Annotated in this window: 19 protein-coding genes; 16 read left to right on the top strand and 3 right to left on the bottom strand. The window is 34.3% G+C overall.

Annotated features, from left to right (window positions below):
* Positions 1–443: 443 nt before the first annotated feature.
* Positions 444–3,527, top strand: a complete 3,084-nt coding sequence (locus LPB88_RS22145) for a SusC/RagA family TonB-linked outer membrane protein (protein WP_230717841.1) — start codon at positions 444–446, stop codon at positions 3,525–3,527.
* Between the two features lie 11 nt (positions 3,528–3,538).
* Positions 3,539–5,044, top strand: a complete 1,506-nt coding sequence (locus LPB88_RS22140) for a SusD/RagB family nutrient-binding outer membrane lipoprotein (protein WP_230717840.1) — start codon at positions 3,539–3,541, stop codon at positions 5,042–5,044.
* A gap of 250 nt (positions 5,045–5,294) precedes the next feature.
* Here LPB88_RS22140 and LPB88_RS22135 read toward each other — a convergent pair whose 3' ends face one another.
* The gene (locus LPB88_RS22135) at positions 5,295–6,272 is read right to left on the bottom strand and encodes an NmrA/HSCARG family protein (RefSeq protein ID WP_230717839.1); all 978 of its coding nucleotides are present in this window, start codon (positions 6,270–6,272) and stop codon (positions 5,295–5,297) included.
* Positions 6,273–6,383: 111 nt separating this feature from the next.
* On the opposite strand from LPB88_RS22135, the gene LPB88_RS22130 reads away from it, so the two are divergent.
* The 6 genes from LPB88_RS22130 (at position 6,384) to LPB88_RS22105 (ending at position 13,410) form a co-directional block, all read left to right on the top strand.
* The gene (locus LPB88_RS22130; RefSeq protein WP_230717838.1) at positions 6,384–6,779 is read left to right on the top strand and encodes a helix-turn-helix domain-containing protein; all 396 of its coding nucleotides are present in this window, start codon (positions 6,384–6,386) and stop codon (positions 6,777–6,779) included.
* Between the two features lie 506 nt (positions 6,780–7,285).
* The gene (locus tag LPB88_RS22125; protein ID WP_230717837.1) at positions 7,286–8,332 is read left to right on the top strand and encodes a cellulase family glycosylhydrolase; all 1,047 of its coding nucleotides are present in this window, start codon (positions 7,286–7,288) and stop codon (positions 8,330–8,332) included.
* A gap of 779 nt (positions 8,333–9,111) precedes the next feature.
* The gene (locus LPB88_RS22120; protein WP_230717836.1) at positions 9,112–10,095 is read left to right on the top strand and encodes an AraC family transcriptional regulator; all 984 of its coding nucleotides are present in this window, start codon (positions 9,112–9,114) and stop codon (positions 10,093–10,095) included.
* 305 nt (positions 10,096–10,400) lie between these two features.
* The gene (locus tag LPB88_RS22115) at positions 10,401–11,324 is read left to right on the top strand and encodes an NADP-dependent oxidoreductase (RefSeq protein WP_230717835.1); all 924 of its coding nucleotides are present in this window, start codon (positions 10,401–10,403) and stop codon (positions 11,322–11,324) included.
* A 27-nt stretch (positions 11,325–11,351) separates the two neighbouring features.
* Positions 11,352–12,269 (top strand): NAD(P)H-binding protein, encoded by a 918-nt coding sequence (locus tag LPB88_RS22110; protein WP_230717834.1) that lies wholly within the window; start codon positions 11,352–11,354, stop codon positions 12,267–12,269.
* A 61-nt stretch (positions 12,270–12,330) separates the two neighbouring features.
* Positions 12,331–13,410, top strand: a complete 1,080-nt coding sequence (locus LPB88_RS22105) for an alkene reductase (RefSeq protein ID WP_230717833.1) — start codon at positions 12,331–12,333, stop codon at positions 13,408–13,410.
* A gap of 640 nt (positions 13,411–14,050) precedes the next feature.
* On the opposite strand, the gene LPB88_RS22100 is transcribed toward LPB88_RS22105, so the two are convergent.
* Complete coding sequence (locus tag LPB88_RS22100) at positions 14,051–15,658, bottom strand: M48 family metallopeptidase (RefSeq protein WP_230717832.1); 1,608 nt, start codon at positions 15,656–15,658, stop codon at positions 14,051–14,053.
* 159 nt (positions 15,659–15,817) lie between these two features.
* Positions 15,818–16,693: a class I SAM-dependent methyltransferase gene (locus LPB88_RS22095; protein ID WP_230717831.1), complete on the bottom strand. Its 876-nt coding sequence runs from the start codon at positions 16,691–16,693 to the stop codon at positions 15,818–15,820.
* A gap of 457 nt (positions 16,694–17,150) precedes the next feature.
* Here LPB88_RS22095 and LPB88_RS22090 point away from each other — a divergent pair, with 457 nt between their 5' ends.
* From LPB88_RS22090 to LPB88_RS22055, 8 genes are all read left to right on the top strand, one after another.
* Positions 17,151–17,939: an SDR family oxidoreductase gene (locus LPB88_RS22090; protein WP_230717830.1), complete on the top strand. Its 789-nt coding sequence runs from the start codon at positions 17,151–17,153 to the stop codon at positions 17,937–17,939.
* A gap of 224 nt (positions 17,940–18,163) precedes the next feature.
* Entirely contained in the window at positions 18,164–18,970 is an 807-nt protein-coding gene (locus LPB88_RS22085) for a phytanoyl-CoA dioxygenase family protein (protein WP_230717829.1), read from the top strand.
* A 153-nt stretch (positions 18,971–19,123) separates the two neighbouring features.
* A complete protein-coding gene (locus LPB88_RS22080; protein ID WP_230717828.1) occupies positions 19,124–19,810 on the top strand; it encodes a CDP-alcohol phosphatidyltransferase family protein in 687 nt (228 codons plus the stop codon).
* A gap of 1 nt (position 19,811) precedes the next feature.
* The gene (locus LPB88_RS22075; protein WP_230717827.1) at positions 19,812–20,243 is read left to right on the top strand and encodes a GtrA family protein; all 432 of its coding nucleotides are present in this window, start codon (positions 19,812–19,814) and stop codon (positions 20,241–20,243) included.
* A 210-nt stretch (positions 20,244–20,453) separates the two neighbouring features.
* Positions 20,454–21,032 carry a DUF4833 domain-containing protein gene (locus LPB88_RS22070; protein WP_230717826.1) on the top strand — a complete coding sequence of 193 codons (579 nt, stop codon included), beginning with the start codon at positions 20,454–20,456 and terminating at the stop codon, positions 21,030–21,032.
* Positions 21,033–21,181: 149 nt separating this feature from the next.
* Positions 21,182–21,604 (top strand): GNAT family N-acetyltransferase, encoded by a 423-nt coding sequence (locus LPB88_RS22065; RefSeq protein WP_370635900.1) that lies wholly within the window; start codon positions 21,182–21,184, stop codon positions 21,602–21,604.
* Positions 21,605–21,969: 365 nt separating this feature from the next.
* On the top strand, positions 21,970–22,722 hold the full coding sequence (locus LPB88_RS22060; RefSeq protein WP_230717825.1) for an MBL fold metallo-hydrolase: 753 nt from the start codon (positions 21,970–21,972) through the stop codon (positions 22,720–22,722).
* Positions 22,723–23,622: 900 nt separating this feature from the next.
* Positions 23,623–25,023, top strand: a 1,401-nt coding sequence (locus LPB88_RS22055; protein WP_230717824.1) for an immunoglobulin domain-containing protein, incomplete at its 3' end; no start/stop codon positions are given.

The following is a 25,023-nucleotide window of genomic DNA, read 5'->3' as shown; positions in this document are numbered from 1 at the left end:
AATAGATTTTTTTTAATTGTTTGATAAGTTTTATTTTATAAATATTTAATGATTGGTAAATTCCATGTACGGGAACAGGACTCGATCTGTTAACGAAAAAAAAGAACTAAAATAAAAACAGCGTATAATATATTTTGAACCAAACTGCTGTATCTCCCATCAATACTGGATTTCTAATTTTGAAAATAAGAATGTGCTACGATTTTGCCAAAAAACTTTTGAGTATTTTTATAAATATTAAAAGTGCCATAAAACAAAAAACCTAGTGGCAATTTAAATTGAAAATCAGTGTTTGATACATGATTTTTACATATTTAACATTAATTTGATAAAACAATAAAGGCTTGTTAAAGATTTCTTAAAATCAAAAAGTTTACTAATGGTAAATTTCACATCACATTTGTGGCTTGAAAATTTACTAATAGTAATTATTTAATCAGCCGATGAAAAAAGTCAAAACTTTAATGATCTTATTGATGATGTTCGTATCATCGTTAATCGTTGCCCAAACTTCTACTTTTAAAGGAAAAGTACTAGATGAACTAAATGAACCATTACCTGGAGTATCGGTCCTTATTAAAGGAACAACTTCTGTAGTTACAACAGATCTTAATGGAAGTTTTGAAATTGAATTACCAAAAGGTAATGAGCAGCTTGTCATTTCTTATATGGGATATGTAACAATTAATTTTAATCCGCGAAGCAAAAAATCAGATATGATTTTTTTAAAACCAGATTCTCAAAATTTAGATGAAGTTGTTGTAACTGCTCTTGGTATTAAAAAAGAAAAGAAAAAATTAAGTTATTCAGTTCAGGAAGTGCAGGGCGATTTAACCAAAGGAAGAGATGCGAATGTTATGAATTCTCTATCGGGTAAAGTTTCTGGATTGGTAGTGGCAGCATCGCCAGAGTTTTTTAGCAGTCCGAACTTGTACCTGAGAGGTAAAAAGCCTTTAATTGTAGTAGATGGTGTGCCTTTGGGTACTGATACCTGGAATATAAGTCCTGATGATATCCAGAGTATAAATGTATTGAAAGGAGCAAATGCTGCTGCACTTTACGGATCTGTTGGAGGAAACGGTGCTATTCAGATTACTACAAAAAGAGGCACACAAAATAAAAAAAATTATGTAGTAGAATTTAATCATAACACCATGTTTCAGGGAGGTTACAATGCGATACCAAAAACACAAAATGCTTATGGTCCGGGTTCTTACGGAAATTATGCTTTTGTCGATGGTAAAGGTGGCGGTATCAATGATGCTGATTATGATCAATGGGGCCCAAGATTTGACGGTCAGTTAATTACGCAATACGATAGTCCATTAGACGCTAACGGAAAATTAATTGCAACTCCGTGGGTAGCTAGAGGAAAAGACAATTTTAAAAATTTCATGGAAACCGGTCTTTTAACGACCAATAACTTAGCACTCGCCTCAAACTTCGAAAAAGGAAATATAAGATTTTCACTTTCAAATACCTATCAGGAAGGAGTCAACCCAAATACAAAATTAAATATCTACAATTTTAATTTAAGCGGAAGATACAACCTAAGCGACAACACGTGGGTCGATGCAAGTTCTAATTTTAGCTTTCAAACTTCTCCAAACAATCCAAATGTGCAATATGGACCTAATAGTTACATCTATAATATGCTAATATGGGGAGGTGCTGATTATGACATTAGAGATTTAAGAGACTATTGGCAGAAAGGAAAAGAAGGCATTCAACAAAAGAATTTTGAATATACTCGTTATAATAATCCTTATTTCATGGCTTACGAATGGTTAAGAGGATATTATAAAAATGATTATTCAGGACAAATAAGCCTTAATCACAAATTTAGCAGTGACTTTGATATGATGATAAGAACCAATATGGCTGTAACGAATTTGTTTGAAAATGAAAAATTCCCGTATTCGATGACTACTTATAACAGAGAAAAAGCGCAGGGAGATTATAAAGAAGAATACAACTACGGATTCAAAAATTATTCTGATTTAATGGTAAATTACCACAAAACAATCAACAATTTTGAGGTAAAAGCAACTCTTGGTGCTAACATTAATATTGATAAAGCCCGTAATTCTACTGCTTCTACAAATTATTTGATCATACCGGGATTATACAATTTAAGCAATTCTCAAACTCCGGTACAGCCTACAAATTTCAACAATCATTTTCAGACTTACAGCTGGTATGGTTCTATGGATTTGTCTTATAAATCATTTTTATTCTTAGGCGCAACAGGAAGGTTTGATACAGATTCAAGACTTCCATCGCAAAACAATACTTTCTTTTATCCATCAGTTGGTTTAAGTGCTGTTTTAAGCGAAGTAGTAAAAATTCCGTTAGTAGATTTCTTAAAAGTAAGAACCTCTTATGCAAAAGTGGGCGGATCACTGGATATCTACAGCAATTTAGACACTTACAAGCTTAGAGATCCTTTTACAGTAGGAGGAAAAACGTATAATGCAGCTTATGTTTCTGAAATTTTATCGAATAAAAATTTAGAGCCTGCCTTTAACTCATCAGTAGAATTTGGTATGGAAACCAGAATGCTTAAAAACAGATTTGGTTTTGATGTTACCTATTACGAAAATACAAACGGACCGCAGATTTTTGACTTAAAATACTCAGAGACTTCAGGATATAAAGGAAGTAAGCAAAACGGAATTACTACAAAAACAAAAGGTATTGAAGTTTCATTATTTGTAAAACCTATAAAAAGCAATTCTTTCAACTGGGATTTTAACGTGAACTGGTCAACTTATAAAGAATACCTGAAAGAAGTTTATAAAGGAATAGAGAACAACGGAAGAATTAAAATAGGAGAGCGAGTAGATGCTTTTTATATTAATGATTTCATGAGAACAAATGACGGTAAACTTATCGTAGGAAATGACGGAAAACCGCTTATAAATCCGTATCAGACAAAAGTGGGTTACAAAGCTCCAGACTGGTCAATGGGTATCACAAATAATGTGAGTTACAAAAATGTAGCGCTTAATTTTACTTTTGACGGAAGATACGGAGGTAAAATTGAAAACTATGTAAACCAAAAAATGTGGCAAAGTGGTAGACATGAAGACAGTAATACTCCAGAACGTGCCAATGATGTTATTGGTGTAAAATCATATATAACAGACGCTGTGGTAATAACAGGTGGAGAATTGATTACAGACGGACAAGGAAACACGATTAGCGATACTAGAACTTTTGCTCAAAATACGACTAAAATGTATTATCAGGATTATGCAAAATCATATCACGGTAATTATGCAGCCAATATTATCGATAAAACTTTCTTTAAGCTAAGAGAAATAAGCTTAACGTATACTTTGCCAGCCTCTTTCACAAAACAATCGTTTATAGAAAATGCTTCTATCTCGTTAGTTGGCAGAGATTTACTTTATTTCTCTAAACACAAAAACATCGATTTAGATCAGTTTTTAAACGAGAGCGAATCGCCGCTTCAAACTCCAACCGTAAAAAGTTATGGTATCAACTTAAACTTAAAATTTTAATACCAGTAAAAATGAAAACAATAAAACTATATAAAGTTATGTTGATTGTTGCAATGCTTTTTATTGCAGGATCTTGTACGAATTTTGACAATTTAGCCGATGATCCAAACAAAGCTACGAGTGTCCCCCCTTCAATGCTTTTAACTGAGACTTTAAGAGGAATGAATAATCTTGATGAAGAAGGGCCGTGGTCGGGTGCACAAAGAGACAATCAGTTTTGGGCAATATCGTTTGATTATTATGGAGAACAGGATTATAACTGGAAATCAGATTCTTTGCGTTATACCACTTTATCGAATGTTAAGGCAATGGACAAAGAAGTTGCAAAACTGGATACTAAAAATAAATACGGTGCATTATCAAAGTTTTTCAAGGCTTATTTCTTCGACTATATGTCAAAAAGAGTGGGAGATATTCCAATGTCAGAAGCATTAAAAGCAAATAGCAGCACACCTGTTACACAGCCAAAATACGATACTCAGAAAGACGTGTACATTGAAGTTCTAAAACTTCTAAATGAGGCTAACGATCAAATTACAGCAGCAAAGGCCGAAGTTGGAACCGGTAATGTTGAAGGCGATTTTCTATACAATGGAGATCTGGACAAATGGCAAAAAGCAATCAATGTTTTTCATTTAAGAGTATTAATAAGCTTAAGCAAAAAAACAGATGAAATAAACGTTGCCAATGAATTGAAGCAAATGATCGAAAATCCGTCTAAATACCCTTTAATGACAGGAATTGAGGATGATATGAAACGAAATTTTTCAGATGAAAACTTAAACAATTTCCCATTAAATCCAGGAAATTTTGGTCGTAACAGAAACAGAAATATTATGGGCGGAACTTATTTGAACATCTTAAAAGCAAATAATGATCCAAGGATATATAAAGTTGCAGACCCTGCTGCTTTTTATTTTAACAGCGCAGATCCTCAAAACATCAATGCTTATAAAGGTGCCAATACAGGCGATGAGCAAGGGCCAATGCAAGTAGCATCAGATCAGGGAAAATTGTCTTATCCTAGCGAAAAAAGATATTACAGCTCTTATGTTGGAGAATCTTATACCTTAATTGGTTATGCAGAACAACAGTTTATCATTGCAGAAGCCATAAACAGAGGATGGCTTGCTGGTGATGCTGCAGATTTTTATAACAAAGGAATAAAAGCTTCAATGGATTTTTACGGGGTAAGCAGTACAGATCTTACAACTTTCTTAGCTAGTCCAAATGTGGCTTATAAAGGAAATAATGCAAACGGTTTAGAACAAATCTTAACGCAGAAGTACGTAGCCTTTTTTCAAAATTCTGAAAGAGAAGCTTACTTCAATTTCAGAAGAACAGGAATTCCTGCTTTTAATGTTGGTCCGGCTAATAAAAACGGTGGAAAAATTCCGTTGAGATGGAAATATCCTCAAGGAGAATTTGATAACAACTCCGAAAACGTAAAAGCAGCATTAGCCAGACAATACGGAGGAACAGATGATATTAACGCTGTCATGTGGCTTCTAAAATAAAAGCAGAATGAAACATACCAAAAACAAAACCATAGCGAGAATATCGCTATGGTTTTGTTTTTCTCAAAATAAAAAAAAACGTTATTGATTTTGGAAGTTTTTTCATTTCATGCTAAAGACTTATTATTTTTATTTCAATTTCTTTAATTGATTCATTTTCATGAAATGCAACCAAATAGCATTGTTTGTAATAATAGAACACGATTAATTTTCTTTTTTATTGAAAATCCTACCATAATATTTTCAACGGTCAGTACGAAAGCTTTTCTCCTTTCCAGCCAGTAGTACGTAAAAACTGTTCCCAAGTGAGTGTATTGGGATTTGTTTGCCTGCTCCACGTCAGGTTATGTTCTTTTCTGAAATACCCATATTCAACGGCATACTCTGCCATCCCTATAATCTCACGTACTAAAGTTTCATTTGAACCAAATTCGGGGAAATGCTTAATTAATTCCTCTTGTGAAAATGCAGAACTGTAAATAGCCTTTTTACCTGTTACTTCAATAAACGTATCCACCATTTCCTGCGGTGAGATAATGTCCCCAATCACAGGCAATGATTTGCCCGCATACTTACTTGGATTTGAGAAAATTTCCAAAACAGCGGGGCCTGTTGCAGTAAGAGGATCAACAAATGGCGCACGGAAATCCTTTGGCAAATAAATCGGAAATACAAGTGTATCGCCTTTCATAACAGGTGTATAAAATTCTATCAGATTGGTATAAAAGAAAGACATGTAAATAAATGAACTTGTGATAGGGAGTGTCCGAATATATTCTTCGACTTTGGCTTTGTCAGTAAAATGGGGAGCGAACTTTTTCCCTGATGTAATTTTATCCACATTTTCCAAACTGCTAAATACAATATGCCGTACTTCTGCCTCAACGGCAGCATCTGCTAATTCTTTGCCTAGTTCCATCTCGTGAGTTGCAGGCGGAGCAATACTGGGTGTCATCATAAAAACGCCATCTGAACCACGAAAAGCTTTTACATAATCTTTCTTATATCCAAGGTCAAGTGGTAAACTCACAAGTTCGAGCCCTTGTTTAGCCAAATTAATCGCTTCTGGTGAATTAATACGTCGGGTAATGCCCTGTACTCGATAACGTCCGCTTCCTAACAGGCTGCGGGCAACACTAAGACCTTGCTTACCCAAAACCCCAACAATAGTGATCAGTGGTCTATCATCCTTTGTTTCGCTCTGATTCTCTTTTAAATTTGATGCCATTTTTTTTTATTTAGTAAATTTATAAACTATAATTATTATAGTTGCAAAACTAATTTTAGGAGATTACTTTTGCAATAACTATCAAAATGGATAGGTTCAAAAACTTGAAATATGAGAACAGAGTGTCTTGGTGATTTTGTAAAACTAAATGAAAAAACTTACCCTTGTACCGTAAGCCTTACAATGGATTTAGTGGGTGGAAAATGGAAAGCTGTGATCCTTTATCATCTAAAAGATGAGCCAAAAAGATATAGCGAACTTCGTAAAGAAATACCGTCTGTCACTGAAATGACTTTGAGTTTACAATTAAAACAATTAGAGAAAGACGGTCTTGTGTCAAGAAAAGTATACGGCAAAAAACCGCCTATTAAAGTTGTTTACAGCTTAACTGATTTGGGTAAAAGTTTTACTCCTGTTTTAGAAGCTATTACTAAATGGGGAAATCAGATTGTTAGCGAAAAAGGAGAGTTTGTTTCTTCCGAAAAAGAACCTAATCAAACATCTTAGTCCTGATTTGACTTTTCGAGAAGTTTAAAATTATAATTTAAATACTTGTTTTTATACTACCTTGATATAATAACTGATGATTTGATAATTATTTAGTACGTAAAAAATAATATATTTTATTGTGTATTAAATTTTATTTATCTTAAAAAAATATCAAATTACCATTATGACCACCTATTTTTTCCAATTTGTCCCTGTTTAAACATGTAGGATAAGCATTACTTTGTGTTATCGTTACGAATAATACATTATTATCATGCGATACTTATTTACTAACTAAAAACCATAAACCGATGAACAGACCTTATGATTAATGGTGGGGAAATGCTTTTATATTGCAAATAGAATCTCAATTAATCTTAGAAGAAAAAAAGCAAAGAAGATTCTAATTATTGTAATTGCATTTTTTGACGATTACCCAAAATACATTAAAAATAAATTTTATAATGCATAACACCCCCTAGTAGGAACAATATTCAAAATATTAATTTAACAATCTTATATCAATGAAAAAAAGATATTTACTGATGTTAAGCATCATTGTATGTGCATGTTCAAAAGATGAAGTTATTGAAGTTAATCAGACAAGTGCGGTAGAAAAAGAAGCCGTCATCGAAAATAATACCTCTACTGCTAAAGTTGGAGCCGCATCGATTGCGGGACTAAATTGGGCAGACGGGCGAGATAATTTTGTAGATGGCTGGGTTATTCCATCAGGTTTAGAAGCGGGTGATAATTATGCTACAGTTGTGGCAAAAACAGATGCAGTATTAAATGGTTTTGCAAGTAAAATAAATGGAGTAAATACGATACGTATTCCAATTAATCCGCCTTCAGTTTCAGAGAGTTGGTGGGCTAGTTATCAAGGTGTGATAGATAAGGCGACCAGTAAGGGATGGAAAGTAATTATTGCCTGTTGGGAATCTTCATCATCAAAAGATGGTATGATTGATAATACGACAGCTTTTTGGACGATGTGGACTACAGTTGTAAATAAATATCAAGGTAACGCCAATGTATATTTTGAACCGTTTAATGAGCCTCACGGATATTCTTTAGCTCAGCTAACAACTATTTATGCTCAGTTTCTTTCTACTTATCCGAGTGTTCCAAAAGGACGAATAATCTTGGGCGGAACAGGATATTCGGAAAATGTTACCGGAGTTGGAGCAGATACTCGTTTTAATGGCTGTTTGCTTGGATTGCATAATTATGCTTTTTGGGCTACTAGAACTGTGACCCAGTGGAGAGCCGACTGGCGCAGCCGAATAGGAAGTTATGGTAGTCGTACAGTGATAACTGAATTTGGGGCTACAATGAACTCAGGGAAAGATTATCAAAATGGTAATCAGTCTGATAATGAAATTGCCTATATTGTGGCCACCAGTGATGTATGTAGAACAGACAATATTGCCAGTGTATATTGGCCAGGTCTAAGAGATGGAGATTCTTATAGTTTATTTACCAGAGGAGGAAGCGGAACAAATATTACTATTAACACCGTTAACAGTTCTGGTGTATTTCGTATAAGATACGGCTGGGGTGAGAATTAATTTAAAAATAAAATAAACTTTAGTCTAGAAGAAGGTCGTTAATGACCTTCTTTTTTTATTTGTAATTTCAATAGTTTTATGATATTTGAGTCCGTAATTGTTGCAAATATGGACTTTCATAAACTCTTTTAAGAACTAGAATAAGAGGTTCTATAATCTGGATATTCATGGGGATTTATCAGATAAAAGAAGCCTGATTAGTTTAATTTATCCTGAAAATTTCCCGATTCAAGAAAATAAAATACAAATCGCTAGAGTGAACAAAATTGTAGAATCTATTTGTTTGATTAATATTGAGTTAAAATAAAGCATAAAAAAAACGGGACAAAAGATAATTTTTATCTTTTGTCCCGTAGAGTGACCTCGACGGGACAAATTTCGCATCATTTTATGGAAAATTTGAAGAGATTGGCGTATTATATTTAGTATCTGTCTTTCATTGACTTTGTAAATTTGGTTTGGATGTCCTGTTGAGGATTGGTGTAAAATTTGTATCTAATTTTTTTTGATATGATAGCTTATATAATAGGAACCTAGACCTCATTGTCAATAATTTACTAAATTTTTAATTGTTCAAAATACCTGTGCCACGATTCCGTCACAAAAGTTAGAAGGTGAAATATCTTTAAAAACCGCCTTAACCTTTTGCGGCAATATGGGAGGCAGCTCCAGTCGCATTAGTATAGATATTTTTTCAAGTTATTGTATAAAAAACAGATCTGTGAAATCTTTTTATTGCAGTTTTGCAGTAATTTAGTAATTAAATATATTTTACTGAAATGATCTTCGAATTTACAACAGCTTTCGGTTTTGATTTTATTACATTTTTTGCAAAACATATTAATGGTACTGTAAGAGATAATTTCATGGAAATCCCAAATTCATTGGGAGAAGGCTATGTGCGTAAAGTTGGATTTGGAAGCGATTTTAAATTAACGATACATCGTTATACATTAAAGGAAGATTTAATTATCAAGCGGAATCCCTCTCCAGAGACAAGCAGTGTGCGCACTTTTTTCTTTTATAATACCATACAGGATCTTGAAGTAAAATATGAGGATGAAGAGAATATACCATTTTCTCAAAAGAATGATGCTTCCATACTGTTATCTACAAATGACTTGAGGACAGAAATACATTTTCCGGCCAACATTAGTATTCAATATGTCGTAGTCGCGATTGCTGCTGATAGACTGCGTGCCATTCTATCTATTGAAAACCCCAATAGCACGATAAAAACTATCACAGCGGAAAATGCCTCATTTCTTTTTTTCGAAAACCTGGATACTGAAATGCAATTGCTTTTGAAAAATATTGTATCTGTTGATATGAATAACTCTATGAATAATTTCTATGTCCAAATTAAGGTACAGGAATTAATGTATCTGCTTTTCAGTAAGCTGTCACTTAGGGAGAATACAACTTTTAAAAGTATAAATAGTAACGATGCAGAGAAGCTACTGAATGTTCGCAACGAAATATTGAAAGACCTCAGCACACCACCTGTTTTGAATCAATTAGCTACTATTGCTTCAATGAGCGAGACAAAACTTAAACAGCTCTTTAAGCAGACCTTTGGAGATACAATCTATAATTATTACCAAAAGGCAAGAATGGAAGAAGCTGCTTTTTTACTAAAACAGGCAAAACATTCCGTTTCAGAGGTTGGCTACGAACTAGGATTTTCTAACCTTAGCCACTTCAGCAGACTGTTCGAGAAGCAGTATGGTATCACGCCTAAAAAATTCTCATACACTTCATGAAAATTCTTTTCTATAAATTTATAACTGTCGGATAGGACTATTTTTGTGTCTTTTATGGTTATTTTACCTATTGAATAGCTTTTAAATTTGTCCATGTAATTAAGCATGACAAAATGAGAAAGATATTTATCCACATTACCTAAGGCTTCTGAAAATTAATAAAGTATCTGGTGATGGCACTCATAACCAGAAAGCGGCTTTGTTGACTATTTCGAAAAAATATTTTCCTCAATCATTTTGACAGCAGCACATTGTATTCTTTAAAAAAGAAGACTACACTATTTATTCAATTTATAATTAAAATAATGAAAGCAATCCAATACAGAACTTATGGAAGTTCAGATGTTATCGAACAGGTTGAAGTTCCAATTCCTTTGATACAAAGTGAAAATGACGTTTTAATCAAGGTTAAGGCAGTAGGTATAAATCCAATAGATATGAAAATACGCATGGGATTTATGAAGCAGATCCGTCCCGTTGAGATGCCCTTTGTACCTGGCGGTGAAGCTTCAGGAATAATTGCTGCAGTTGGCGCGGGCGTTACAAAATTTAAGTTAGGTGATGAGGTGATCGCCTTTACAAAGAAAAATTCATATGCGCAATATGTGACTGCGAACGAGAATTTCGTTTTGCTTAAACCTGAGGATTTGTCCTTTGAAGAAGCAGCTTCAATAGGTGTCAACATAGGCACAGCACAATCTGTCCTGTTTTCAGAAGGAAAATTAGAAAAAGGTCAAAAAGTTTTAATCCAGGGTGGTGGCGGCGCTGTTGGCGGTGCCATGGTACAGATGGCAAAAGCTGCTGGTGCATATGTTATTGCTACAGCGTCAGGTGAAGGTGTGGCTTTGGCAAAAAAACTAGGTGCTGACGAAGTGATCGATTATAAATTAAATGATATAGCTACTATAGCTAAAGATATTGACTTGGTAGCAGATACAGCCGGGGGTGACGCTCAGGTAAAGCTTTTTCAGGTTTTAAAGCCAGGGGGAAAGCTCCTCAGTATCGCCACACAGCCATCACAGGATCTGGCGGGACAGTACAATGTGATGGCCTATTTTGTAGCTTCGGATATATCGCCGGAAAATTTAAAGCAGGGGATTGACCTTATAGAGGCTGGTAAATTTGTTCCGATTGTTTCGAAAACATTTAAACTGGAGCATGCAGCAACAGCACAGAATTTTTTGGCGGCCGGAGGTGTGAATGGTAAGGTTGTTCTTTTGGTTGAATAACAGTATTAATAATTTAAACATATAAAAATGAATACTAAAAAAGTAATCGTTGCCGGGGCAACAGGATTTCTGGGCAGTCAGATTGTGAAAGAGTTGCTTGTGCAGGGAGCAGAAGTTACTGCTATGGTTAGAGCCAGTAGCAATAGAAGTGAACTTACCAAAATGGGAGTTAAAAATTTTGTAGTGGGAGATATGATGGATGCGGCCTCTTTAAGGCAGGCTCTTTCTCCTAAGCATGGTTTTGATGTAATAGTTGCCAGCGCAGCAGGTTATACACGTCGTAAAAAAAGTGACAGTGCAGCAACAGATACAATCGGTTATCAAAATTTGGTTGATGCGACCAAGGAAGCAGGCATTCCCCGTTTCGTGCTAATCTCTATTCTTGAATCTGATAAGGCGAGATCGGTACCTCACTTTCACAATAAATACCTGATCGAGCAATATCTTAAAAAGAAAAATCAGCCTTTTATAGCGCTCAGGCCAGGTGCATTTCTTGATCAGACGCCTGATTTTATAATCAATAAAATCAAAAAAGGAATACTGCCAACTTTCCTAAGCGGAAGCTATGGAATTATTTACACACCACAATTAGCCAGATATACAGCTTTGGCTGCAGTTGTTTTATCCAATTCAGAATTGAACACTTTCATAGATGTTGGTTGGGACAGACCAGTAAACGAGCAGATACTGGCAGCAGCCTTTTCAAGTGTTCTTAAAAAAGAAATTAAAACTGAGCCGGTTATCCCTGCATTCGTACTGAAATTTATTCTTCCGTTAGTGGCACGTTTTAATGACAACATTAAAGACATGGTTGAAATGATAAAGTGGATCGATAAAGGTATTTACATAAGCACAAATCCGCAAAGGCAAAAAGAACTTTTCGGCGAGCTGCCAACTCCTGAGCAAAGCGTAAGAGAATACTGCCGTGACAAAGGATTGATCTAAAGAAAGATATTTTCAACATGATAAAGTACACTGTACATCTAATATTAAAAAATAATACACTATGAAATTACTAGAAAAGGTAACATTAGGAAAACAAACATTAAAAAATGCAATGGCGATGGCGCCTATGACCCGCAGCAGAGCTAACAGCGCAGGTGTAGTATCAGACCTGACTGTATTGTATTACACACAGCGTGCGAGCGCCGGATTGTTGCTGACCGAGGCTATAAATATTTCGGAGCAGGCTTTGGGCAGTCCACTGACACCAAGCCTCTATAATCAAGAGCAAATCGATGCATGGAAGAAAGTAACCAAGTCAGTTCATGATAACGGAGGAGTAATCTATGCGCAGCTTTGGCATACCGGTCGTGTCGGACATTCAGTGGATAGAGACGGAAAACTTCCTGTAGCACCATCGGCGATTGGAATAAAAGGGCAGCAGCATTTCACTTCTCAGGGAATGAAAGATTATGAAACTCCTCAGGAGCTGACTATATTAGAGATCAAACAGATTGTAAAAGATTACGGTCAGGCCGCCAAAAATGCAATCGAAGCGGGTTTTGATGGTATCGAACTGCATGCCGCATTTGGATATCTGCCTAACCAATTTTTATCTGAAAGTGCAAACCTTAGAACTGATGATTATGGTGGGAGTGTAGAGAACAGGAACCGTTTTGTGCTGGAAGTAATGCATGAATTAGTTGCTGCTATCGGAAGCGATAAAGTTGGTATAAAGCTATCGCCAACTGTTTATTACAATAATATTGAGAACAGTGATCCTGAGGCACAATTCAAACCATTAATAGAAGCCTTGAATGCATTACCACTGTCATATATTCATGTTATGAATGGGATGCTGCCGCTGGATAATCATCCAAACTATCCTAAAAACGCAGTGGAAACTTTTGGAAGTATAAGCAAACATCTGGTAATTGCAAATGCAGGGTTCAATAAGGAAACCGGGGAGGCAGAACTTGAAAAAGGAATTGCTAAAATAATTGCGTATGGTTCACTTTTTCTTGCCAATCCTGATCTGCCAAGAAGATTTGAATTAAATGCAGAGTTTAATCAACTTGATCACGCGACAATGTACGGTGGAAGTGAGCACGGATACACAGATTATCCGCATCTGAAAGATTGAACCTTAAGCTGCCCATCACCAAGTGGCAGTTACGAGGAGATTTTAAAAGAATAAAATCAATTGGATATTCTGGAATGGCGCTCACGCCTTAGGCGGTGTGAATCCATTTTAGCTTTTATTGCTTTAATCCAAATAAAGAGATAGTATGGCTTTCTTCAAATTTCATTAAGTAAACTTTTATTAAGATAGAAGTAAGAAAACTCAATAAGGTTTCTAAATTGTTAGTATTTACAGGCTGAAACTAATTAAATTGGCATAGAAAAAACATAAAAAAATCCCATTTCGTAATGAAATGGGATTTTAGTTTTGTGACCTCAACGGGGCAAATTTCTAGAAATTTTATGGAAGATTTGAAGAGATTGGCGTATTTTATCGCAAAATCATTTAAAACTAAATAAATTTTTCTATCAATCCCCCAACAGCACATCCAAACCAAATTCATAAAGCCAATGAAAGACAAACACTAAATATAATTAGATAATTTATTTACATGATTTAAATTGCACCTTTAAAAAATAATTATAGCTAACTAGTTTTTAGAATTCACTTACTGTGAGTAATTTAAAATTAACTAGCTCACTTTGACAGTTTTTGACAGATTATTTTTGTAATACTCATCTCTTTTTATCGGAATTTATTTTTACAATATTCTTGAAGAAGTAATTTTAATATCAGCATATTTCCAGGCATTATTAAAGCGAATTGTTACTTCTTTAGATTTTTTCTTGTCATCTAACTTTTCGAAAGCATTAATGAGTCCTTTCAATGCCCAGCCGTTATTGGGGAAGTTTTTTAAATCATCCTCATATATTTTTACAGCATCTTTATATTTTCCTGCACTAATCAAAACAGCACCTAAATGATGACGTACAGAAAAAAACCAATCTGGCGGCTCATTATAATTTAGGGCATCTTCTTTTGCTACAGCTTCTTTCAAAAGTAGAATTGCCTGATTATATTTTTTTTCTTTGGCATAAATTTCTCCTTCCAAAGTTTTCGAGGCAATTTCACATAAATCATATACGCTGTTGATACCCCAAATTGTCAAATCTTTTATTTTAGGATCGGTCATTATTTCTCTCATAGAGGCAAGGTGTTTTTTTGCTTCGACTGTTTGACTTTTAGATAACATTGCCATTCCTTGTGCATAATGCCAAATTACTGATGGGTATTTTAACTCTTTTTCAGGCGGAGGAGCATTTAGGATCTCTTGCCATAAACCAAGTTTTACCTGAACATACCAAGGTATAGCGTAATAATGTTGTAAAGTGGACCATGCAGGGTCGCGAAGTAGTTTTTTATGGGCATGATTAGCCGTCGCAAATGCTCCTTTTATGGCAAGTTTACTTTCTCCGCTTAGTGTGGCACAAGCCGAAAGAAAATGATAGTTATGTGGATAATAGGCAAGGGGATATGCTCCCTGAGCATGGCATGCATCAATGTACAGGCTGTCAATTTCAACTGCTTTTTGATTAGCAGTGACACCATCATGGTAACGTCCGGTTCTTATATAAATATGCGATGGCATATGTACCAAATGTCCAGAACCTGGAACTAAATTACAAAGTAAATCGGCACTGATTTCTGCATTTTCAGGGTGTTGAGACATTTCTTCAGCATGTATATAAAGATGGTTTGCGCCAGCATGTTTTGGTTCTATTATCATGCATTCTTTGAGAACTGTTATTATTTCTGGTGTCCAAGGCCGCGGTTTTCCGTCTTTATTCCATAAATCCCAGGGATGTTGATCCATTAAGGATTCTGCAAAAAGAGCACCTATCATAACATCTTTAGGGTATTTTTTATGTACTTTTCGCATGGCGGCAGCATAAGATGAATCAAGTACGGATCGTACAATTGTCGTGTCTTTAGAATAGCGATGTGTTAAAGCATCAATCAAATCTTTTTCTTTTTCAGTACAAGATGCCGAATATACTTTTGCTTTTTTTACAGCGTCGAAAGCCCGTGTAAAATTATCTTTTTCCATGCCGGCATTGTAATTTGGGCCAAGAACATAGGCATAACCCCACCATCCCATCGCGCACTGAGGTTCCTGACGTGTAATCTCAAAAAAAGAACGCGCTGCTTCGGCATGATTAAACCCAAAGGAAAGCATTAATCCTTGATTGAAATATTTTTGGACTTCTGTATTTTTTGTAGATATTAGAAAATTAAATCCATCTAGCCCTCTAAACAAAGGTGCTTTTTTACCTGATGAGTACCAACTTTTGTCTGAAACTTCGGGCATGCTGCAGTTGTAATTAGTGGTTATTCTACTGGCTTTAGTGGTTTTGTTTTTTGCATCCCGATTGCATGAACAGCAAATTAAAATTGAACAAAATAAAAAGAAGATGTTTCGCATGATTTTATTTTTTAAGTTCTTGAATTTATAAAAGACTACTAAGAATTAATAATTCATTTTTTTTTCTCCCATTGCCACAATCATTTCACAAGGGCCAATAAAACGGTTATCGGATTCAAAACTTTTAAGTTCATTCTCGATCTCAAGCCATACAGATTCTTTCTCCGTATCTGATAAACTGCTTAACATTTGATGCAAGGCGCCAAAAGATTCTTTTTCAAACTGTACACATTCAGCGGCAGAAGATAAATGTAATGGTGAATCAACAAGCTCAGATCTTACATTAATAAATCCGGCATCACTAAATGCTTTCTCTATAACACCTTCAGAACCTAAACTAAAAGGGCCAGGTTGACCTAATAGTGGTGGAGGCAATTTAGCGCGGTTTCGAATAATGGAAACAGGGATAGAGAAAAATTTATTTTTTTCTGGGGTTGAATAAACTATTACTGCTACTTTTCCACCGGGTTTTAGTACCCTTAAAATTTCTTTCAATGCTTTTTGCTGATTGGGAAAATAGATCAAACCAACCCTTGAAATTACAGCATCAAATGATGCATCATCCAGTTCCAGATTTTCACCATCCATTACCCTTGTTTCAACATTATTTAAGCCATTTTCACTGACCATTTTTTTTGCATACTCGAGAATATTTGGAGAAATGTCGGTAGCCAAAACATAACCAGATATTCCAACTTTCTTTGCAGTTGCAATGGATTGTTCCCCAGCTCCGGCAGCGATATCTAGAACGTGGTTTCCTTTAGAAATATCAGCAAGCTCGAGCATTCTGTCAGTTGAAGGCCCAAGCCACTGATGAAGCGTATTACTCCATCTGTACCATGCATTGGCGGCTTCTTGCCATTGTTCCCGGGTTGTGGTTTTATACTTGACAGGATCGAATTGTGTGTTGTTAGTTTCCATAATATCAGTATTTTATATTAAAGTTACACTATATTGCTTATAACTGGTTTATAATAGCCATAAAATGGTTTGAATCATTTAAAATTAGATTGGTATTGTTCTATTCTGTAAGGTTTGTTGTGTAAATATTGGTTGTTAGTAAACCTAATAAACGAGTACTCAAGAGACAATTCTCTATCCATTTTTATGGAAGATTTAATGAGATTGGCTTACTACAAGTAGTGCCTGTCTTTAGATGTCTTTAGTACTTTGCTTTGGATGTACTGTTGGGAATTGATAGGGTATTATAAAATAAGTAATTAGGGTTGGATAATTAGCTTAGGCAACAACCTGCCTGCTTAAAGGATGCAGAATGCAATAAATCCCTGAGGATAGGGTGGAAGAGGATAACCATTATGTACGTTGCACACCCAACGGTTTACAATTAATCTTTATATTTGATGATTAAATTAATAAAATGAGCGAAAAAACTAAACCGTATGCCTTAATAACTGGCGCCAGCAAAGGCATTGGAAAAGCTATTGCTTATGAATTGGCTAAACAAGGTTATCCATTATTGCTTGTTGCAAGAAGTAACGAGGAATTAAAAACACTATCTGATGATCTTCAAGTTAAATACGGCATCAACGCTTTTATTTTATCAATTGATCTTTCGACAAATGATGCATCGCTAAAAGTAACCGATTGGATAAAAAGGAATAACTATCCGGTTGGCATTTTAGTTAACAATGCTGGTTATGGGGTGTGGGGCGATTTCAGCCAGTCTTCCCTAACCGATCAGCTGGGCATGATGCAACTTAACATGAATGTAGTTGTAGAACTTTCGCATTTATTAATACCCATACTTTCACAAGAAAAACAAGCCTACATTTTAAATATATCGAGTACTGCTGCATACCAGGCTGTACCTACGCTAGCTGTTTATTCAGCTACAAAGGCTTTTGTTTTATCGTTTACCCGTGCCTTGCGTTTCGAACTTGCCCAAACTTCAATTTCAGTTACCTGTTTTAGTCCGGGCCCGGTTGATACTGGTTTTGCTGCAAGAGCTGGTTTAAGCGCTTTTAGCAAAATGGCTGAAAAGTTTAATATGCAGCCTGATGAAGTTGCAAAAATTGCAGTAAAAGCCATGTTCAACAAAAAATCAGAAGTTATTCCGGGTTTTACAAATATCATTTCGGTTTATGCCAATCGTATACTACCAAAGGCATTTATCGAAAAAACTGCAGCTGGAATTTATAAAATTTAATTTTTTCGAAAAAAAAATAAAAAAAATATTCTTTGCAAAAGAAAAATTATATTATGTTTGTATTAAATTCTACTAATTCTATAGGGTATGTCAAATAAAAGAAAAAATATGTTTAATTTTCCTAAAGGTCGAATGCACTCAAACATGCTATTATATTGCTGTTGTTGCTGTCTTTTAGATAAAATTCAAACTATTATTCTTTCATTTTTTAAATCTATATTATCATGGTATCTTCTTATAAAACCTTTACCCTTACTGAGCAATTAACTAATGAGCAAATTGCGTTTTTTAACGAACATGGTTTCATCCATTTCAAAAAATTTATAAATCCGGAAGCTGTTTCATCGATTATTGATGCGTCAAAACAAGTGCAGCAAAAATGGATTGACAATGATCTTCAAAAAGTAAATGGTGTTCCAATTAAATATGGAAAAGATTTAGATGGTTCTCCTATTGTACAACGTTTTGCTTTTATCAATCAACATCATCAAACTTTAAGCGGTCTTTTACTTGATCCAAGATTTAATGGATTACTACCATTGGCAGGCGAGGGTGCAAGATTAGGTACTGAAGAAAAAGACGGAATGGTTTTCAATCATTATATCAATGGGCCAGAAAGTAAGTTTACTAAAATGGGCTGGCATACAGATGGTTTGAGAGATATTTTTTATGGTGCAAAATTAAACCCGATGCTAAATGTGGGTATCCACTTAAGCACTTTACAACCCGAAAACGGCGGTCTTAAAATCATTCCGGGTACTCACAAGCAAAGTGTTTATCAAATGCTTTTTCGTAAAAAATACTTTTTAGATAATAAAGCCGATCCACAAGAGGTTTCCATTAATCCGGAAGCTGGAGATTTAACTATTCATGATGGCCGTTTGTGGCACAGAGTTGCAGAATCATCTATCCGTGGTGAAGAGAGTAGAAGGAGAGTTATTTATATTCCAATTATAGCAGGAAAATATGCTCCTAAAAATGAGAATAGTCCAACTGTTTTCTATCAACGTTTTGCAGGTATTGTTAAATAATATGCTGATTGTCCTCGCATTTAGTTATCTGGTTAGATCAGGTAAGCTAAAAAGAACCACCGATTTTTTTAAAAATACGCAAAGAAAAATAAAATTTAAAATTATAAAAGTAGAACTGGCTGTACTATCAGGTTTACAAATATTGCGCTATTAATGGGAAAAGAAACACAGGTTGAAGATCATAGTGCAATTGTACAACGAACATTTTCTGACCGTAAACGTACTAATATTTTAAAAAGAGCAGAACAGTCAACGATTGTATTTTTGCTTCCAAAAGTACCTAAATTTATTTCGCCAAACTTACTCACCTTAATGGGGATACTTGGTTCGGGATTTGTTTTTTTAGCTTTTGTTTTAGGTAATTATTTAGTAAACTGGTATTTGCTTTTGGGTATTATCGGTTTGTCTATAAATTGGTTAGGCGATTCCTTAGACGGAAGATTGGCTTATTATAGAAATATTCCACGCCGTTGGTATGGTTTTGCACTCGATATTATTGCCGATTGGATAGGTATTGTACTTATAGGCTTAGGCTACTACATTTATGCTAAAAATGGCACACAAATAGTAGCCTTTGCTTTTGTCGCATTGTATGGCTGGTCTATAATCATCAGCCAGTTACGCTACAAAATTACAAATGAATACAGTATAGATTCTGGCTTTGTTGGCCCAACAGAACTTAGATTTATTATTGCATTAATTTTAATCATAGAGGTTTTAGTTCAGGGATCAATTACATATTTGGCTGGCTTAATCACTGTTATTTTATTTATAATTAATACTATAGATAGCTTAAAACTTTTAAAGTTGGGCGATTTAAAAGATAAAAACCAAGACTGATATGTTCAGTAAAAAATCCATTTTTACTTTTCTACGGGCACAAGTTGCGGCATTTGTAGGTGGAATTACCGATTATGGCTTAATGGTTTTATTAACAGAAGTATTCAAATTGCATTTTACCTTTTCTATTCTAATCTCCGGAACTGTTGGCGCAATTATCAATTTTAGCATCAATAGATTTTGGGTATTTAAAAATCAATGTGGTTATAGCAACCACATCAATCGTCAGCTTTTCAAATTTGCGTTAGTTGTATTGGGAAGCATTTCCTTAAAATCATTTGGTACACTTATTTTGCAGAAAGTATTTCAAATTGATTATAGAATCGGAAGATTAATCACGGATAGTTTTGTTTCTTATGGATTTAATTATCCACTAATTAAATATTGGGTTTTTAGAGCAAACGATAAACACAATGTAACCGAATCAAATTAATCCATTGAGTGTAATTCAAAAAAAAAGTAATTTAACACATAGAGACATAGGTTTTAGATGCGTAAAAAGAATATAAAAAAAAGAAACTAGTTTCTTTACACATAGCTATGTTTGTTTTAAACAAGTGAAACGCCTTTTTTAAGCGTTCTAAATCTATGTCTCTATGTGTTAAAATAATCTAAACCAACGAGTTATATAAGAATTTCGCTTATGAATAAATTATCATTTAAATATTTTAAAAAATCACTAATCGTTATAACGATCTTAGTAAATATAATTTCTGGGAATCTATTGGCACAATCCAAAAATCCGTCACCATTAAATTTCCCAACGCCTAAGAATATAGATAATATGCTATTTTACATTCAGCGCGACCCAAATATAAACACGGCTATTTATGCCATAAACTACCAGGAAAATGGAAAAATAGACAAAAGCAATCCTATAAAAGCCTATTGGATTCGATATGCAGAGAAAGGAGAAAAAAAAGATTTGAATTATATGCAACGCAAATTCGCATACGGAATAGAAAGTAAAACCCTAAATAATGAGGAGTTTGAGCTTCAATTTGTATCGTATAAAAAGCTACCCTTAACCTTGAAAAAGATAGATTCAGATCAAAAATATCATGTTTTTGTAAGTGTAAATCAGAAAAGAATACAAGTAGAAAAAATATTTGTGCGCATTGAAGGAGGTTCTTTTTGGTTGCCAAATGTAAAGTATGCCGAAGTTACCGGAATTGAAACTTCCTCAAATAGAACAATTACGGAAAGAATGTTATTGAAATAAGATTCTTATATATCAAAATACTGAATTTACTAAGTGGAATGGTTATTTTATATTTATTATGATTTTGCAAATTGTCATAATAGTCTTAATTTAGTCAGAACGTTAGCTGTTAGGCTAATACAAGCCGCACAAAAACAAGAAACTTAAAAATGGAATCACTTTATTTCCCATCCTTAAAAACGCAAAGACTTATATTTAGACAAATAACACCAGCCGACATTCAAAATATTTATAAAGGGCTTTCAAATCCTAAAGTAATTAAATATTATGGAATTAGTTTCGACTCTTTAGAAGCTACTGAAGAGCAAATGATTTGGTATAGAAATTTGGAACAAAATGAGACGGGAATTTGGTGGGCTATTTGTTCTCTTGACAATAGTATTTTTTATGGAGCAGGAGGATTTAATAACTTGAATAAAGAACATAAAAAAGCCGAAATTGGATTTTGGCTATTACCCGAATTTTGGAGACAAGGTTTTATGCAAGAGGCGTTTCCTTTGATGTGTGATTACGGATTTAACAAACTCGACTTAAATATAGAATTGAAGGATTTGTTGATAGTGAAAATATAAACTGTAAAAAAGCTGTAGAAAGACTTAACTTCAAATTTGAAGGGACAATGCGAGATTGTGAAATAAAAGAAGGGAAATATTTAAGTATAGATATTTACTCGAAATTGAAAAATGACTAAATAAAAAGCCCGCGTTCTCCGAAGTGTTCTCATGAAAAGCTGCAAATGTCTCTGACTTTAAAACTAATTTTCTTAGAATATTTTTCCTGAATGTAAAAAAATCTAAGATAACAATAAGAACTAACAGAAAAAAGTCGGGAGACTTCTATCAGGTTTATAATTTCTACGGAACAAAAAAAATTGCACAAAGTCAGAGACATTTGCCTTTACTTTGAATTAGATAAAAAACTTTTAAATTTTATTCAAATGAAAATTACAAGACTTTCCTGGGCCGGCTTAATGATAGAGAGCCCTACAACAACATTGTATATTGATCCTTTGCAAAATGTTGCTAATATGGAGCCGTTTTTAGGAACACCAAAATTCCCAATATTTCCTGTTCCTGAACCTAAAACAGGAAAAGCGCATGCTCTGATTACACACATTCATCAGGATCATTTTGATAAACCCTTTTTAAAAGAACTTTTATCAAACAATGGAGAACTTTGGGGGCCTGAACCTGTTTATCTTGAAGCTTTAAAAATTAATATTGGAGCAAAAATTGCCAAATTGCATGAAACTTTTATCATAGGTGATTTTACAATTACGGCTGTTCCTGCTGTAGACTGGATTGGTGATGATCAGATTTCTTATGTAATCAGCGATGGTAAAAACACAATTTTTCATGGTGGTGATACCAACTGGCATGGCTATTGGTGGCAGGTTGCTAAAAAATATGGACCATTTGATGCTACATTTTTGCCAGTAAACGGAGTAGTAGGAGCAGTTCCGCAAGTCACTCCGGCAATTGAAATGTTCGGAACAATGACTCCGGTGCAGGCCGTAAGTGCGACACGCATTTTGGGGTCAAAACAATTAATTCCAATGCATTATGCCCAGTTTTTTAATCCACCATTATATAAACAGTTTCCTGATATTGAAAATGCTTTGGATAATTCAGGCAAGGATCAGGAAATCATTATTCGTCGTTTAAAAGACGGAGAAATTTTAGAATTATAACCTTTTTAAATTGTTTAAAAAAAATAACCACTTGATCAAGTGGTTATTTTTTTGGTTCTATCGCATCTGGAGTTAAATTTTACCTTTGCCTTTTTTTTTAATTCAAAAAATAATGAATATCAAAGGTTATTGTTATCCAAAATCTATTATTCTTCAGGCGGTATATTTCAAATTAAGATTTACACTTAGTTACCGGGATGTTGAAGAAATAATGAAGATTAGAGGAGTGATTGTGGCCTAATGCCTGAAAATGTATTTTTAACGGCTACTTTAATATTTTCTGTACGACATTTCTATCTGTTTACATGGTTTTTGTTCATAGTTTTTAAGAATATTTGTAAAAAGTAAGGCCATGTTTAATCGTATATATAAGGTTGAATAAAAAAAAACAATAATTTCTGAATTAGTATGTTTTTTATCGGATATATCTGTTTTTTATCAGGTTTGTTATTGTTTTTCTAAGAATATCTAGCGAGTTGATTAACTTTGATATACAAAAATTAATAATTAAATTTAAAGCTATTTTGTAAAATAGTGGACTGGTAAAAAAATAATTTAGTTATTGCTCCCCACAATAGAATATCCTTTTGACGATGGCGTTCTTCATGAATTTATTGATGAAGGTGTTGTTTTACAGTAAGTTTTAGTGCCTCAGATCAGTAAGCTTGCTGCTTTTTCCTACATGTACTTATTTATTAATTTTAAAGTAAGGTTTTTATCTTTTTAAAGCCCTCATTTGGTTGATAAAAGTTTGTTTATTCCCCCAAAATAAAATATCCTTTTGATGATGGAGTACTTCATGAATTTATTTGTGAAGGTGTTGCGTTTATCTCTAAGATTTCCTTCTCAGTCTGCTAATTTCCTACTTCTTAATAATTATGGTTTTAAAACTTTATTATTATGGAAAATAATATACTTCTGACGTTTTTCGGGGTTTTATCAAACAAAATAAGAGATAGTTTTTTGCCGAAAAACAGGGTTTTTAGATTAAGATTTTTAAAATTGGAGGATTATGGCATTCTTGAATCTTTCAAAGAATTAGGTAAAATAAAGGTAAAGGCTTTAGCTTTTTTTGCAACGTTTTTTTTATTATATAATAGTTTAGGATTTGTAAAAGTATTTAATCGTAATTTCTATTTACTGTTTTTTAGTATTTTATCTCTAACTGCATCTGGTCAAATAACTACAGCTGATCCAGCACCACTAACCAGAGCTTGTTGGGGAACTAATTGTGTTTCTGGAGATTTTACCCTTAATAAAATTTATCTTGCGTCTGATTTAGCTGGAACTCCTTTGACTACAGCATCCTGCTCATCTCCCGGTAGTCTTGTAAATGTATATCTCGCCGTAAGTATAACTAATACTACTAGTTCATCTAGAAGCGGTATCTATTTGACTGGAACCATATCTTCTTCTAGTGGCATTACTACGAATTTTGCATATTGTTTTGATATACCAGTTGACTCCCATGTTACCACAATTGCTGTCGATCCAACTCCTTTTAGTTGGACATGCGGCGACGCTCTTATGTTGACTAACGCATTCACGGGTTGGAATAGTGCTAGTGGTACTACATGTACGGTTGATTGTTCTGGAGCCACTACATCCAAGTGTAAAACATACCCTGATTTTATTATTATTACTCCGTTAGTTACAAACTTTACTTCTCAAGCTAGTTGTCCAGGAGGAACTGCATTTGGAACAATAAGCTTTGCAAGTACTACAACGGGAGGTAATAATAGTTATTCTTATGTTTGGGAGTATTCAACAGATGGGTCTAGTTGGACACAATTTTCTACAGAAATAAATCCACAATTTTCACCTGGAAATAACAATCCATATTATATAAGACTAACGGTGACGGACTCCTCCAGTCCTCAAAATTCAGATTCTGAAATTAAGTCTGGAATAACGGCGGGAGTATGTTGTGTTGCGCCCACAATAACTTCTCAACCTTCTAATCAAACAAAATGTGTTGGAGAAAACGCATCGTTTTCAGTTTCATATACTGGAGGCAATCCTGCTCCTACGATACAATGGCAGGTTAGTACAAACGGAGGTGCAAATTGGGGTGACCTTGCAACCGAAACAAATGCAACATTAACATTAAATGGTGTAACTGTCTCAATGAGCGGTAACTTGTATCGTGCAGTTTTAACAAGTGGTAGTTGTACTCCAGTAAATAGTGACTCAGCTACTCTTACTGTTGGGAATTTTCCAACAGCCTTGATACTAACGGGTCATGATTTCTGTTCTTCTTCAGCCAATAGCGGAAGCATTACTTCTTCCACTTCTGTAAAT

This window comes from Flavobacterium sp. JAS, assembly GCF_020991455.1.
Lineage (GTDB): Bacteria > Bacteroidota > Bacteroidia > Flavobacteriales > Flavobacteriaceae > Flavobacterium.
The sequence above is the reverse complement of the archived record's forward strand: the minus strand, read 5'-3'. Positions and strand labels throughout refer to the sequence as shown.

Coding starts and splice junctions, on each gene's coding strand:
- LPB88_RS22145 (WP_230717841.1), top strand. CDS start 444: ATGAAAAAAGTCAAAACTTTAATGATCTTATTGATGATGTTCGTATCA.
- LPB88_RS22140 (WP_230717840.1), top strand. CDS start 3,539: ATGAAAACAATAAAACTATATAAAGTTATGTTGATTGTTGCAATGCTT.
- LPB88_RS22135 (WP_230717839.1), bottom strand. CDS start 6,272: ATGGCATCAAATTTAAAAGAGAATCAGAGCGAAACAAAGGATGATAGA.
- LPB88_RS22130 (WP_230717838.1), top strand. CDS start 6,384: ATGAGAACAGAGTGTCTTGGTGATTTTGTAAAACTAAATGAAAAAACT.
- LPB88_RS22125 (WP_230717837.1), top strand. CDS start 7,286: ATGAAAAAAAGATATTTACTGATGTTAAGCATCATTGTATGTGCATGT.
- LPB88_RS22120 (WP_230717836.1), top strand. CDS start 9,112: ATGATCTTCGAATTTACAACAGCTTTCGGTTTTGATTTTATTACATTT.
- LPB88_RS22115 (WP_230717835.1), top strand. CDS start 10,401: ATGAAAGCAATCCAATACAGAACTTATGGAAGTTCAGATGTTATCGAA.
- LPB88_RS22110 (WP_230717834.1), top strand. CDS start 11,352: ATGAATACTAAAAAAGTAATCGTTGCCGGGGCAACAGGATTTCTGGGC.
- LPB88_RS22105 (WP_230717833.1), top strand. CDS start 12,331: ATGAAATTACTAGAAAAGGTAACATTAGGAAAACAAACATTAAAAAAT.
- LPB88_RS22100 (WP_230717832.1), bottom strand. CDS start 15,658: ATGCCCGAAGTTTCAGACAAAAGTTGGTACTCATCAGGTAAAAAAGCA.
- LPB88_RS22095 (WP_230717831.1), bottom strand. CDS start 16,693: ATGGAAACTAACAACACACAATTCGATCCTGTCAAGTATAAAACCACA.
- LPB88_RS22090 (WP_230717830.1), top strand. CDS start 17,151: ATGAGCGAAAAAACTAAACCGTATGCCTTAATAACTGGCGCCAGCAAA.
- LPB88_RS22085 (WP_230717829.1), top strand. CDS start 18,164: ATGGTATCTTCTTATAAAACCTTTACCCTTACTGAGCAATTAACTAAT.
- LPB88_RS22080 (WP_230717828.1), top strand. CDS start 19,124: ATGGGAAAAGAAACACAGGTTGAAGATCATAGTGCAATTGTACAACGA.
- LPB88_RS22075 (WP_230717827.1), top strand. CDS start 19,812: ATGTTCAGTAAAAAATCCATTTTTACTTTTCTACGGGCACAAGTTGCG.
- LPB88_RS22070 (WP_230717826.1), top strand. CDS start 20,454: ATGAATAAATTATCATTTAAATATTTTAAAAAATCACTAATCGTTATA.
- LPB88_RS22065 (WP_370635900.1), top strand. CDS start 21,182: ATGGAATCACTTTATTTCCCATCCTTAAAAACGCAAAGACTTATATTT.
- LPB88_RS22060 (WP_230717825.1), top strand. CDS start 21,970: ATGAAAATTACAAGACTTTCCTGGGCCGGCTTAATGATAGAGAGCCCT.